This is a genomic window from Pseudomonas sp. AD21 (genome assembly GCF_002878485.1).
Classification (GTDB): domain Bacteria; phylum Pseudomonadota; class Gammaproteobacteria; order Pseudomonadales; family Pseudomonadaceae; genus Aquipseudomonas.
Genome location: NZ_NQYG01000025.1, coordinates 1 through 13,687, shown reverse-complemented (window position 1 = coordinate 13,687; position 13,687 = coordinate 1). Strand labels below are relative to the sequence as shown.

At 60.7% G+C, this 13,687-nt stretch carries 10 protein-coding genes, 1 pseudogene and 1 riboswitch; of the genes and pseudogenes, 6 read left to right on the top strand and 5 right to left on the bottom strand.

Annotated features, from left to right (window positions below):
• Positions 1-24: 24 nt before the first annotated feature.
• The 3 genes from PseAD21_RS16325 to PseAD21_RS16315 all read right to left on the bottom strand — a co-directional run bounded on the left by PseAD21_RS16325 (position 25) and on the right by PseAD21_RS16315 (position 5,265).
• The gene (locus PseAD21_RS16325; RefSeq protein ID WP_102356573.1) at positions 25-1,914 is read right to left on the bottom strand and encodes a DUF1302 domain-containing protein; all 1,890 of its coding nucleotides are present in this window, start codon (positions 1,912-1,914) and stop codon (positions 25-27) included.
• A 337-nt stretch (positions 1,915-2,251) separates the two neighbouring features.
• Positions 2,252-3,934, bottom strand: a complete 1,683-nt coding sequence (locus PseAD21_RS16320; RefSeq protein ID WP_102356572.1) for a fatty acid--CoA ligase — start codon at positions 3,932-3,934, stop codon at positions 2,252-2,254.
• Between the two features lie 146 nt (positions 3,935-4,080).
• The gene (locus PseAD21_RS16315; protein ID WP_102356571.1) at positions 4,081-5,265 is read right to left on the bottom strand and encodes an MFS transporter; all 1,185 of its coding nucleotides are present in this window, start codon (positions 5,263-5,265) and stop codon (positions 4,081-4,083) included.
• A 100-nt stretch (positions 5,266-5,365) separates the two neighbouring features.
• On the opposite strand from PseAD21_RS16315, the gene PseAD21_RS16310 reads away from it, so the two are divergent.
• Positions 5,366-6,130, top strand: coding sequence for a helix-turn-helix domain-containing protein (locus tag PseAD21_RS16310; protein ID WP_102356570.1), 765 nt, complete (start codon positions 5,366-5,368; stop codon positions 6,128-6,130).
• 125 nt (positions 6,131-6,255) lie between these two features.
• On the opposite strand, the gene PseAD21_RS16305 is transcribed toward PseAD21_RS16310, so the two are convergent.
• The gene (locus tag PseAD21_RS16305; RefSeq protein ID WP_102356569.1) at positions 6,256-6,885 is read right to left on the bottom strand and encodes a LysE family translocator; all 630 of its coding nucleotides are present in this window, start codon (positions 6,883-6,885) and stop codon (positions 6,256-6,258) included.
• 307 nt (positions 6,886-7,192) lie between these two features.
• On the opposite strand from PseAD21_RS16305, the gene PseAD21_RS16300 reads away from it, so the two are divergent.
• From PseAD21_RS16300 to PseAD21_RS16290, 3 genes are all read left to right on the top strand, one after another.
• Complete coding sequence (locus PseAD21_RS16300) at positions 7,193-8,158, top strand: 2-hydroxyacid dehydrogenase (protein WP_102356568.1); 966 nt, start codon at positions 7,193-7,195, stop codon at positions 8,156-8,158.
• Between the two features lie 32 nt (positions 8,159-8,190).
• Positions 8,191-9,189, top strand: a complete 999-nt coding sequence (locus tag PseAD21_RS16295) for a class I SAM-dependent methyltransferase (protein WP_102356567.1) — start codon at positions 8,191-8,193, stop codon at positions 9,187-9,189.
• A gap of 40 nt (positions 9,190-9,229) precedes the next feature.
• A riboswitch (yybP-ykoY riboswitch) is annotated at positions 9,230-9,352 on the top strand.
• An 88-nt stretch (positions 9,353-9,440) separates the two neighbouring features.
• Positions 9,441-10,025, top strand: coding sequence for a TMEM165/GDT1 family protein (locus PseAD21_RS16290; RefSeq protein WP_102356566.1), 585 nt, complete (start codon positions 9,441-9,443; stop codon positions 10,023-10,025).
• 210 nt (positions 10,026-10,235) lie between these two features.
• Here PseAD21_RS16290 and PseAD21_RS16285 read toward each other — a convergent pair whose 3' ends face one another.
• A complete protein-coding gene (locus PseAD21_RS16285; RefSeq protein ID WP_102356565.1) occupies positions 10,236-11,054 on the bottom strand; it encodes a M48 family metallopeptidase in 819 nt (272 codons plus the stop codon).
• On the opposite strand from PseAD21_RS16285, the pseudogene PseAD21_RS30315 reads away from it, so the two are divergent.
• A pseudogene (locus PseAD21_RS30315) lies at positions 11,042-12,604 on the top strand (HAMP domain-containing protein); the annotation flags it as partial. The gene PseAD21_RS16285 and the pseudogene PseAD21_RS30315 overlap by 13 nt on opposite strands.
• Before the next feature lie 12 nt (positions 12,605-12,616).
• Positions 12,617-13,459, top strand: coding sequence for a methyl-accepting chemotaxis protein (locus PseAD21_RS30310; protein ID WP_371859066.1), 843 nt, complete (start codon positions 12,617-12,619; stop codon positions 13,457-13,459).
• Positions 13,460-13,687: the final 228 nt, after the last annotated feature.

Below are 13,687 nucleotides of genomic sequence, written 5' to 3'. Positions count from 1 at the left end.
ATGTTCGTCCTGAAAAAACTCTGCTTAGAAGTTCACGCCAACGCTGAGGGCAACGAAGTCGCGATCATCCACTGTGCTGTAGTCGCCACCAAAGAAGTTGGTGTAGGCCAGACTCGCGGTGTAGGTGTTCTGGTATTCGGCATCCAGACCGAGGCTGATCGCTTTGCGACCTTCCTCGAAGTTGCCGCCAGGGCCTGGCGAGTAGCCTTTCACGTCGTGCGACCAGGCTACGTTCGGCTTGAGGTTCACACCGGCGAACACGTCGCTGTAATCCCAGATGGCGCGAGCGCGATAGCCCCACGAGGTGGCCGTGGTGAAACCGTCGTTGTTGCAGTTGCTGGAAACGTTGTCGCGCGAAGCCCCTGGGCCGGCACCGTTGATGGTGGAGGTGTTGAGGATCTGCGAGCAGGTGTTGAGGCCGCCGGTCGATGGCAACTCACCCGGACCGAACACTGGGTCGCGGCCGTAACGGGCTTCGGATTTGCTTTCCAGGCCACCGACGTGGGTCACACCGACTTCACCTACCAGGGTCAGACGGTTGGCACCCATCACCTGATCGAAGAAGTGCGTCAGGGTGGTTTGCAGTTGGGTGATCTCTTTGCGGTTGTAGCCGTGCAGGTCCTGGCCAGGCACACCGTTGAGGATCGACGCATTGGTCAACGCGCCACCCAGCGGCCGCACGCCGGCGAACAGGATGTCGGTGGAGTTCAACTGCACCGGCGCATTCGGCCGGTAGCTGACCTCACCGCTCCACGCCGTACCGGTAGGCAGGGTGGTGGAGAAGCTCAGACCGTACAGGCGAATGTCTTCAGGGTATTCGATGAAGTATTCCGAGTTGCCCGCGACCACCAGCGGCCCCAGCGCCTGGAACGGCCCTGGCAACGCCTTGACGCCGTTATAAATCGACTGCGGCGCACCGGTGGCGCTGAAGATCGGCGCACGGCTGTGGTAGTTCATGAAGTAGGCACCGAACTCGGTGGCCAGCGGGTCGAACATGTACTTGGCAGACACGCCCCACTGCCCGCTGTCACGCGCATTGCGGTTAGGCGAACGGCGCACCAGCACACCTTCATCGTTGACGTCGACGCCAGCGTTGGCCAACGGGCCGAGCGCGATGCCCGGAATCGTCGAACGCTTGTTCAGGACTCGCAGGTTGTCGTCGCAACCGGTGGTCACGATGTCCGGCTGCGAGAAGAACGTGCCGCAGTTGTCGGTCACGGTTTTCTGCCAGTCGATCTGGTAGAAACCTTCGGCCGAGAGGTTTTCGGTGATGCTCTGGGACACGTAGAACATGTTGACCGGGATCAGGCCTTCCTTGATCTCGGCACCCGGACGGCGGAACGCGGAAACGTCGATCGGGTTGATCGAGTTGATGCCGCCGCCGATGAAGGTACTTTCACCCCAGTTCACCACCTGCTTGCCCAGACGCACCGAACCTGGCTCATCGGCAATCGAGTAGTTGTGGTAAACGAAGGCGTCGAGGATCTGCCCGCCGGAAGAACGCGCCGCGACATCACGGTTGTGGTTGCTGACGTCCTTGTATTCCAGGTCCTGGTTCTGCAGCGCGAAGTCGTACCAGTATTTGCCCCGGACGAAGACCCCGGTGTCACCGTATTTCAGTTCGAGATCATGGATGCCCTTGAAGATCTTCGAGAAGGCCTGGCCGCTCTTGAAGTTCAGGTGACCGTTGTCGGAAGTCTGGGACAGGCCCTTGCCGCCGTTGTTGACACCAATAAGATCCTTGTTCGGCTGCTGAGTCGAAATACTCATGCCCAGGGAGAGCGAGGAGTCGAACTGACCTTCGATTTCACCGACGTTGAAACTGACGCCGAATGCGGGCCCGGCGAGCGTAGAGGCAAGACTGACGGCCAGAGGCAGTTTAGCCCGGCGCCAGAACTGGTTTACTGATGTCATCGACGCTACTCCATGTGCATTATTGTTATGGCAGTGAGTACTTTTAAAAACGCCTGGAAGACCGGGAGCCAGTAGCCGCCCGACGTCACTCCAAAGTTGCATCGCCCCGTGTTGTGCGTGTGCCCCGTTCTTAAAAATCCTTGAGCGGACTATAGCCAGCAGGTGGTATTGCTTGATCCCTCTAAAGTGTGATTTGCAGCTGCCGGCCACTCTGGAACAGTCCTTTCGCCAGTCCGACACATGTCGGCCTCGCAAGGATGGCTGAAAATTTGAATTTAACAAGCCAAGCGCTTGCTTGGTGGGTCTGGCGCGCCGTTTTCGGCGCGCCAGCAGACGCTCAGAGCGTCGAGAGGAAGGTGCTGTTGTTGGCCTGCCATTCGGTGATGTCGAGGCGGATGCGCTTCTTGTCGAGTTTACCGACACTGGTCTTGGGAATTTCCGTAACAAGGGCGATCTGGCTCGGAATCGCCCACTTGCTCAGGTGCCCCAACTCCACGAATGGCTTGAGGTGTTCCTTGAGCTCGCGCGCGCCGATCATGTGCCCTTCGCGGATCACCAGCAGCGCAAACGGGCGCTCGCCCCACTGCGGATCGGCGATGCCCACCACTGCTACTTCACGTACCGCCGCGTGACGGCTGATCAGGTCCTCGAGGTCCAGCGAGGAAATCCACTCGCCGCCGGTCTTGATTACGTCTTTGATCCGGTCACGGATGTCGATCACGCCCATGCTGTCGAGTGTCGCCACATCACCGGTGTGCAACCAGCCACCAGCCCACAGTTCGGCGCCCTTCTGCGGCTCGTTGAAATAACCTTCGGTGAGCCACGGCGCACGCAGCACCAGTTCACCCTGGGTCTCGCCGTCGGCCGGGAGAAAGTTACCCTCGGCATCGACAATCGCCGCTTCGACCAGCGGCCCCGGCACACCGGCCTTGATCCGGTAAGTGGTGCGCTCGTCTTCGGTGCCGGCCATCAGTTCGTCATTCAGATGCGCGCATGAGACCAGTGGCCCGGTCTCCGACATGCCGTACGCCGCCGTCAGTTGAATGCCCCGGGACTTGGCGGTTTCATACAACGTGCGATTGAGCGCGCTGCCACCGATGACGATTTTCCAGCCACCAAAATCGGTGCCCTGCGCGCCTTTGGCGTTGAGCAGCATTTGCAGGATGGTCGGCACGCAGTGGGAGAACGTGACCTTCTCCTTGCGCCACAGCTCGACCAGGAATTCAGGGTCGTAACGCCCCGGATAAACCTGCTTGAGCCCGAGCATGGTCGCCACGTATGGCAGGCCCCAGGCATGCACATGGAACATCGGGGTAATCGGCATGTACACGTCGTTGGTGCCGAGCAGCCGCACGCTGTCGATCGCGCCCATGATGGTCGACACGCCCATGGTGTGCAGCACCAGTTGCCGATGGGTGAAGTACACGCCCTTCGGGTTGCCGGTGGTGCCGGTGGTGTAGAACGTGGTGGCGACCGAGTTTTCGTCGAAGTCCTGGAAGTCGTACTGCGTGCTGGCGGCGGCCAGCAGTTGCTCGTACTCGCCGACCAGGTTCGGCAGCTCGGCAGTCTTCTCCGGCAGATCGGTCAGCAGCAGGGTTTTCTCCACCGTGGTCAGGTGCGGCGCGATGGCCTGGTACAGCCCGACAAACTCGCTGTTGACCAGCACAAAGCGGTCCTCGGCGTGGTTCATGGTGTAGAGGATCTGCTCCGGCGAGAGGCGCACGTTGATGGTGTGGATCACCGCGCCGATCATCGGGATGGCGAACATGCATTCCAGGTAGCGATGGCTGTCCCAGTCCATCACCGCCACTGTGTCACCCGCCTTCACCCCGGCCGCCGTCAACACGTTGGCTAGCCGCGCCACGCGCTCGATCAGGGTCGGATAGCTGTAGCGCAACTGGTCTCGGTAGATGATCTCGCGGGTTTTCTCGTAACGGGCGCCGGACATCAGCAGCCGTTTGATCAGCAATGGATACTGGTAGGCCCCATCGGCCGGGGGAATGACGCGAGTCTGCAACATATGAATCCCTTTTCTGGCTGCACGGTGTTGGCGTAGAGAGCATTACTCTAGAGCCGTTATACCCCAGCCAAATCAGCCAAAGGAATGATTTGCAGAACCGTACAAATGCTAGCTTTGCGCCAGCATTTGCCGGTATTCAGCGCCGATCAGGCCGTTTGCCCTACAGCCGCTTCGGAAGGAGTGCGTGGGAAAAACACGGCAGCGAGGAAGGTCAACGCGCCGAAACCCGCCAGAATCAAGTAAAGCCCGACAAAACCATGGCGCGGTTCGACATAGGCAATCAGCGGAATCGCCGTTGCGCTGGCGCCGAACGACAGGCAGTAACGCAGGGCGAAGACCCGTGACTGCCACTGCGGCGCAACGAAATTGGCGACCATCGAATCGTTCACCGTCACCTGACCGAACACCACGAACATGAACGCCGCACCGAGCACGATCACTGCCCAGCCATCGACATACGCCATGGCGTACAACAGCGGCGCCTGAAACAGCGTCAACACAATAAACGGCCATTTCAGGCTGACCCGGTGCAGCACCTGGCCGATGCTCAATTGCGCCACCGCACCGAAGGCGTACGCCAGGCTGACCACCACGCCAAGGGTTTGCGGCGAGGCGAACAAGTCATGCAGACGCTCCTGAAACAGCTTCGGGTAGGTCATGGTCGTGGCATTGAACACCACGCCGCCGGTGGCAGTGGCCAGCGCCAGCACCGTGAACACCATGACCATCGAAATCCGTTGCCCCGCAACGCCTTTCAGGGCGGTGTGCGGACGCCGCGGGATCGGCTCCTCACGCACCTGCAAGGCAAAACCGATTCCCAGCACAATTGCCACCACCCCCGGTAACACGAACGCTGAACGCCAGCCGAACTGCGCCACCAGCAACCCGGTGATCAGCGCCGAAAACGCCACGCCAAGGTTGCCCCACATGCCGTTGATGCCGATCTCCCGCCCACGGTTCTGTGCATAAGCCACCAGCATAGCGGTGCCCACCGGGTGATAGATCGCTGCAAAAATGCCAATCAGGGTCAGCCCCACTACCAGCATCGTCGGGCCAGTGCTCAGCCCGGTGAAGATCGCCGAGGCGCCAATGCCGAAGAAAAACACCAGCATCATCTGCCGCCGACTCCAGTGATCACCTAACCAGCCAGCCGGTAGCGAGCAGGCGCCAAAGGCAATGAAGCCGCCCAGCGACAGGCCGATCAGCGCGGCGTAGTCGAGACCAAAAGCCTGGGTCATGCCGAGCACGGCGGCGGGAAAAATCAGCATGAACATGTGATCGATCACATGGGCGGCGTTGACATAACGTATGACGTTTCGAGATTGGTTCATGGCGGCACGCTTGTGTTTGTTATGGGCGGATGGTTGTCAGCGGCTCTATGCTAAGTTGGCGACAAAGCGCATACCTGCCAACCAAGTCATCGAATCAGACATGTTAATCACCCATTTCGAACACGGCCCGGTGAGTGCCTATCCCCGGGATTATCTGGACGGCGCACACCAGCCGCTGCACCTGCACCGCGAGGCGCAGTTGCTGTATGCCGTCAGAGGGATCATGCGCGTGGTCACCGACCTGGGTGCCTGGGTGATTCCGCCGAGCCGCGCGGTGTGGATTGCGCCACAAGTCGCACACGAGATATTCATGTCCGGCGACGTGCAGATGCGCTCACTGTTCATCGCCCCCGAGCTGTCACCGGCCAGCCTGCAACAGTGCTGCGTGCTGGCGGTAACGCCGCTGCTGCGCGAGTTGATCCTGCGCGCCGTACAGGGCCCGCCGCACGCGGACAATCCGCTGATCCAGCAGTTGATGCTGGAAGAACTGGCCAGCCTGGAAAACCTGCCGCTGCACATTCCGATGCCGACTGACCGGCGCCTGCAGAACATCTGTCTGGCGCTGCTGCACACACCCGATCACCCCAACACCCTGGAAGACTGGGCGCAACAGGTCGGTGCCAGCTCACGCACCCTGGCGCGGCTGTTCCAACGACAACTGAAGATGAGCTTCAACGCCTGGCGCCAGCAACTGCGCCTGATGGAAGCCCTGCCGCGCCTGCTCGCCGGGGACAGCGTGCAAAGCGTGGCACGGGACTTGGGTTACGGCAGCGCGCGGGCGTTCAGCGCGATGTTTCGCCGTTTGCTCGGGGAGAATCCGCGCGAATACCTCAACAACCTGAGCAAACTCAGCGAACTGTTGTAGGAATCGCCTCGCTCCCCTGTGGGAGCGGGCTTGCTCGCGAAAGCGGTCTTCCAGTCACCTCTGAAGTCGACTGATCCGACGCATTCGCGAGCAAGCCCGCACACACAGTTGATCGCGGTGCTTACTCAGTGCATCTCGGTGAACGCGAGTTTCACGCCGATGGCGATCAGCACCGCGCCCATGGTGCGGTCGAACCAGTGGCCCATGCGGGCGAAACCGGCACGCACGCGTTGCTGACTGAACAGCATCGCCACCAGGCAGAACCAGACAGCCGTCGCAACGGCGAGGTAAACCCCGTAACCGGCCTGCACCGCCAGCGGGGTGTGCGGGTTGATCACCACGGTGAACAGCGAGAGGAAGAACAGCGTGGCTTTCGGGTTCAGGCCGTTGGTGACGAAGCCAGAAGTGAAAGCGCCGCGCGCGGTACGTACACCGGCCTCCTTGTGCAGATCGTCAGTGACGGGTTTCGCCGGTTGCGCGCGCAAGGCCTTGAAGCCGATGTACAGCAGGTAAGCGGCAGCCGCCCATTTCAACGCGTTGAACAGCACGATCGACTGCGACACGATCAGGCCGATGCCCAACAGCGAATAGCCCACGTGCAGGAAAATCGCCGTGCCTACGCCCAATGCGGTCCAGGTGCCCGCGCGTCGGCCATGGGTCACGCTCTCGCGCACCACCACGGCAAAGTCCGGGCCCGGGCTGGCCACGGCCAGCAGATGGATCAGTGCAACGGTCAAGAACTCGGTCCAGTACATGGGGGCTCCTCTGGGGCAGCTTGGTCTATTAAAAAATCTGTAGGAAACGCAGTTACTGTGGTGAGGGGATTTATCCCCGACCGACTGCGCAGCAGTCGCAAACCCATTGCTTGCGGTGCGCCTGAAACACCCAAAAAAAATGTTTTTGGGGCTGCTTCGCAGCCATCGGTGATAAATCCCCTCGCCACAAAGTTATTCACTTGGCGATGTATCGCATGAGACTTTCGGGCGCTGTGCGTAACCAATTGTTTCATCTGGTAGGCTCGGCAGATTACGCCTTCCGTTCACCGCACAAAAGGTACAGTTGATGACGAACCCGCGCCGCGCCGTATTCCTTGATCACCCGTCTCTGGATCTCGGCGATCTCGACCTCAGCCCGTTGCGCGCCTGCTTCAGCGACCTGCAACTGTTCGCCCAGACCTTGCCCGAACAGGTCAGCGAGCGCCTGCAAGGTGCCACCGTGGCGATCACCAACAAGATCCGTATCGACGCCGCCGCGATGGCCGCCAACCCCGATCTGAAGCTGATCCTGATCACCGCCACCGGCACCAACAACGTCGATCTGGAAGCGGCCCGCTCCCACGGCATCACCGTGTGCAACTGTCAGGGTTACGGCACGCCGTCGGTGGCGCAACACACGATCATGTTGCTGCTCAACCTCGCCACGCGCCTGGCTGACTACCAGAAAGCGGTGGGCGAAGGTCGCTGGCAGCAGGCAAAACAGTTCTGCCTGCTGGACTACCCGATCGTCGAACTGGAAGGCAAAACCCTCGGCCTGCTCGGTCACGGCGAACTCGGCGGCGCCGTCGCGCGACTGGCCGAAGCATTTGGCATGCGCGTACTGCTCGGGCAGATTCCGGGCCGCCCTGCCCGCGCGGATCGCCTGCCGCTGGAGGCGTTACTGCCACAGATCGACGCCCTGACCCTGCATTGCCCGCTCAACGAACACACCCGGCACTTCATCGGTGCACACGAACTGGCGGCGATGAAACCCGGCGCCTTTGTGGTCAACACCGCCCGTGGAGGTCTGATCGACGAACAAGCCCTGGCTGATGCTTTGCGCAACGGCCATCTCGGCGGCGCGGCCACCGATGTGCTGAGCGTCGAACCACCGGTCAACGGCAATCCATTGCTGGCCGCCGATATTCCACGCCTTATAGTCACCCCGCACAACGCCTGGGGCAGTCGCGAGGCGCGGCAGCGCATCGTCGGCCAATTGAGCGAAAACGCGCAGGCGTTCTTCAGCGGTAAAGCGCTGCGGGTCGTCAGTTGATAAACTGCGGCACTTTTTTCCAAGGAGCAGTTATGGATCCGCGCAGTGAAGTACTGCTTCGTCAGCCCGAGTTATTCCAGGGTTCGCTGTTGTTGGCCGGTTTGCCCGCCGACGATTTGCTCGGGCGCCTGCCCAATGCGTTCGGCTGGTGCTGGCATGCCGGTGACCAGGCCGCACTCGATGTGCGCTTCGAAGGTCGCAGCCACTTTGGCGTGAACGTGCCGGAGCGCGAGTTCGACAGCGCCGTGGTGTTTTTGCCCAAGTCCAAGGATTTGACCGACTACATCCTCAACGCCGTGGCCGCGCGTCTGGCCGGGCGTGAGGTGTTTCTGGTCGGGGAAAAGCGCAGCGGTATCGAAGGCGCATCGAAACAGCTCAACCCGTTCGGCAAACCACGCAAACTTGACAGCGCGCGCCATTGCCAACTGTGGCAGGTCACCGTGGCCAACGCGCCGCAAGCCAAATCACTGGAAAGCCTGGCGCAGACCTATGAGTTGCCGCTGGCCGAAGGCCCGTTGAAAGTCATCAGCCTGCCGGGCGTGTTCAGCCATGGTCGACTGGATCGCGGCAGCGCCCTGCTGCTGGAGCATCTGGACAAACTGCCGAGCGGTCATCTGCTGGATTTCGGTTGTGGAGCGGGCGTGTTGGGCGCTGCGGTAAAACGTCGGTATCCGCACAATCAGGTCACTTTGCTCGACGTCGATGCGTTCGCCGCCGCCAGCAGTCGCCTGACATTGGCTGCCAACGGTCTGGAAGCGGAGGTGCTGACCGGTGATGGCATCGACGCCGCGCCGATGGGTTTGAACGCGATTCTGAGCACCCCGCCGTTCCATGTCGGGGTTCATACCGATTATTTCGCCACCGAAAACTTGCTGCGAAAAGCGGCGAAACATCTGAAAAACGGCGGCGAACTGCGCTTGGTCGCGAACAGCTTCCTGAAGTATCAGCCACTGATCGAAGAGCATCTGGGCGTGTGTGCGATCAAGGCTGAAGGCAATGGTTTCCGCATCTACCGCGCCAAGCGTGGCTGAAAATTAGCACTTGCCGAATGGGTTCTGCCTAGGCAGAATCCGCTCCGTCCTAGGGGAGTAGTCTCCCACGAGCGCCAAGCTCGTCCGGCATACGTCAACATACTTGATCCTCAGATCATGGCGTATGCGACCCAAGCGTCCGCACCAGACGGATCGCAGGGTTTGACAAGACCTATGACACGCACACCTTACCCGGGGCGGGAAGGCTGTACGTGTCATAGCCGTGTCGACCCGCCCCTTAGGAAATCCTGATGCTGGACTCATTACTCGTTCCCACCGCAATCGTTGCCTTGGCCGAAATCGGCGACAAGACGCAACTGCTCGCGCTGATTCTCGCCGCTCGCTTTCGCAAACCCTGGCCGATCATTGCCGGTATCGTCGCCGCGACCTTGGCCAACCACGCAGCAGCCGGTGCGGTAGGCGCCTGGTTCGGCAGTTTCTTCTCAGACTCGGTCCTGCACTGGATTCTCGCCGCAAGCTTCACCGCCACTGCCCTGTGGACCCTGGTCCCGGACAAGATGGACGACGATGAAGCCAGCACTGCGCGCAAGTTCGGGCCTTTCCTGACGACGCTGATCGCGTTCTTCCTGGCCGAAATGGGCGACAAGACTCAGGTCGCCACGGTGATGCTTGCGGCGCAATACCCTGAGCTGTGGCTGGTAATTATCGGTACGACGGCGGGCATGTTGATTGCCAACGTGCCGGTGGTATTGGCGGGTAATTTTGCCGCGGACAAATTGCCGCTGACCTTGATCCGTCGCCTGGCGGCTTCGGCGTTCTTCATTCTGGCGATCGTTGCGGTGTACAAGGCGATGCAGAGCAGTGGCTGGGTTTAACTTCATCTACTGAACTACCCACAACCTGTGGCGAGGGGATTTATCCCCGATGGGGCTGCGAAGCAGCCCCAAACCTAAACTGCGGTATGCCTGACACTCTGAGACATCAGGTTTTGGGCGCGCTTCGCACCCCATCGGGGATAAATCCCCTCGCCACAATCAATCCCTTCACCACAATCAATCCCATCAGGCACAGGAACTGCGACGGACTCAGGATTTCGGGGCTTTCTCGTACAGCGGCATGACCTTCGGAATCGCCGCCTGCAACGAGGCGATCCGGCTGGCCGAGGCCGGGTGGGTACTCATGAACTCTGGCGGTGCGCCTTCCGAGGCCTTGCTCATCTTGTTCCACAGGGTGATCGCGGCATTCGGGTTGTACCCGGCGCGGGCGGCCAGTTCGAGGCCGATCAGGTCGGCTTCGTTTTCGTTGGCGCGGCTGTTGGGCAAGGTCATGCCGTAGTTGGCGACGGTGTCGGCCAGCGCCAGACTGTCCTGACCCAGACCGAACAACGCGCCAGCGCCCTGCTTGGCCATTTCGATCCCGTAAGCCTTGGACATCGCTTCACGACCGTGCTCGCGCAGGGCGTGGGCGATTTCATGGCCCATCACTGCGGCGATTTCATCGTCGGTGAGTTTCAGGCTGTCGATCAGCCCGGTGTAGAAAATGATCTTGCCGCCAGGACCGCAGTTGGCGTTGAGCTCATCGCTCTTGATCAGGTTGACCTCCCACTGCCATTGCGCGGCATCGGGGCGGAAATTCGGCGCCTGGGCGATCAGCCGGTTGGCAATCGCCTGAACCCGCTTGGCCTCCGGGCTGCTCTTGTCCAGCACGCCTTTGCTCGACGCTTCGCCAACGGTCTTCTGATAGGACTGGGCATACATCTGGTCGACCTCTTGCGAGGACAGCATGCTGAACATGTACTGCTTGCGCTCCACCCCCACGGCTCCGCCGCTGGTGGTGTTGACCGACTGACAACCGGCCAGCAACAGCGCTGCGCTCAGTGCACTTACAACCAATGTCTTGTTCATTCAAAAGCTCCCTGAAAACATGCGCGTATCCTAGGCGGGTAATTGTATCGACGCCAGATACAACAGACGTGTTGCAGTGTCTTTTCGACGTTTCCCACCACCCCTGTCGTAAAAAATTCACAGCGACCGGCGAACCCGCTACCACTGCGTCGCACACCGATCCATTTGCGACATCCCCCGCCCCATTGTTCCGCTCAGCACTCATGGCGCAATGCCTGCTGCCGATACAACAGCGCAGACGTCCTCTTGCGTGCGGAGCTCCCATGAAGTTCAAGTCGATCCAGTTTTCCGTCGCCGCCCTGGCCGGCGCCATTGTCCTCAGCGTGGTCGCCGCGCTGGTGCTGTACGCGCTGTTTTCCGGCGCCCGTACGCAAGAGATGGTGCAACAGCGCACGCAGGCGCAGTTCGAGCAAGTCATCGAACAACGCCTGACCTCGCTGGCGCAGACCCAGGTCAGCCAGATCCAGCGCGAACTCGAAGCGCCGCTGCTGATTGCCGGCGGACTGGTGCGCGTCAACGCCCTGCTCGGCACGCCGGGCGCCGATGGTCAGCCGCGCCTGACCGTCAGCCGCGAGCAGTTGATCAGCCTGATCAAAGAGAACGTCGAGAAGAATCCGAAGATTCTCGGCACTTACATCGGCTGGGAAAAGAACGCACTGGACCACAATGACGCAGCCTACGTCGGCACCAGCGTGGTGGGTATCGACGCAGCCAACGGGCGCTTCCTGCCATGGTGGTTCCGCAACGACGACGGCACCCTCGGCCTGGACAAACTGGCGGACGTCGACGACCAGAAAGTCCTGTCCACCGGCGTGCGCGCCAGCGAATACTACCTGTGCTCGAAAGAGAGCAAAAAATCCTGCGTGATCGATCCGGCGCCGTACAAGGTCGGCGACAAGATCGTCATGCTCGCCTCGTTCATTGAGCCGATCATGCTCAACGGCGCATTCCAGGGCATTGTCGGCGCCGACCTGTCGGTGAACTTCATCCAGGACATGCTCCTCGGCGCCAACCAGAAACTCTACAGCGGTGCCGGGCAAATGGCCCTGATCGGCGGCAACGGCCGGATCGTTGCCTACACCAAGGACCCAAGCAAGTTCGGTGAGAAGGTCAGCGACATCCTCGACGCCGAGCAGATCGCCAACATGGCCAATCTCAAGCGCGGCGAAGTCACCTACTCGGTCAACAAGGACAAGGGCCGCATCGAGTTGTACCTGCCGTTCGGCATCGGCCAGACCGACGCCCGCTGGACCTTGATGCTGCAATTGCCACTGAACGCAGTGATGGCGGATCTGCAGAAGCTCCAGGCCGACCTCGATGCCCAGCGCAAATCCGATACCTTCGGCATGGCCATCGTCGGTCTGATCATCGCCGGCGTCGGCCTGCTGGTGATCTGGCTGGTCGGTCACGGCATCGCCCGACCACTCAAGCAAATGGTCGCCATGCTGGATGACATCGCCAAAGGTGAAGGCGATCTGACTCGTCGCTTGAGCAGTGATCGCAGCGATGAGCTCGGCTCGATTGCCAAGGGCTTCAACACCTTCCTCGCCAAGTTGCAGGCGATGATCACGCAGGTGGTGACGTCGGTGCAGAGCGTCAGCGATTCCTCTGAACACACCGCCGACATCGCAATTCGCACCAACATCGGCATTCAGAAACAAATGGCCGAGATCGATCAGGTCGCCACCGCCGTGCAGGAAATGACCGCGACTGCGCAAGACGTCGCGCGCAACGCCACCCAGGCCGCGCAAGCCGCCAGCCATGCGGATCAGGCCGCAGGGCAAGGCATGCAGATTGTCCGTGACACCTCGAATTCGATTGGCGTGCTGGCGGTGGAAATCGGCAAAGCCGTGGAGGTGGTGCAGGCCCTGGCCAAGGACAGCGAGAACATCAACGCGATCCTCACCGCGATTCGCGGGATCGCCGAACAGACCAACCTGCTGGCGCTGAACGCGGCGATCGAAGCGGCGCGTGCCGGCGAACAAGGGCGCGGTTTTGCCGTGGTGGCGGACGAGGTGCGCAATCTGGCGCAGAAGACCCAGAAGGCCACCGAAGAAATCCAGAGCATGATCCAGCAACTGCAACAGGGCACCCGCGATGTCGTGCGGGTCATGGAAGACAGCCAGAACCGTACCGATGAAAGCGTGCAGCACGCGGCGAAAGCGGCTCAAGCGCTGGAAACGATTACTCAGGCGGTGTCGGTGATCAACGACATGAACACGCAGATTGCCAGTGCGGCCGAAGAACAGAGCGCGGTGGCGGATGACATCAACCGCAATGTGATCAACATCGGGCAAGTGGCCAATGAAGTGGCGGGCGGTGCGGATGAGTCGAGTTCGGCGAGCGCGGATTTGACCAAATTGGCTGAGCAGCAGCGGCGGTTGATCAATCAGTTCAAGGTCTGAAAAGCGAAAAGCACCCTCACCCCAGCCCTCTCCCGGAGGGAGAGGGGGGCCGACCGAGTTGTCTCCTGTCATACATCGACCTGAAATAACCAGTCGATTATGGATTCAAAGCAGAGCGTTCAAGTCGGTGTATTTCTTCAATATCCCCCAATCGGTCCCCTCTCCCTCTGGGAGGGAGAGGGGGCCGACCGAGTTGTCTCCTGTCATACATCGACCTGAAATAACCAG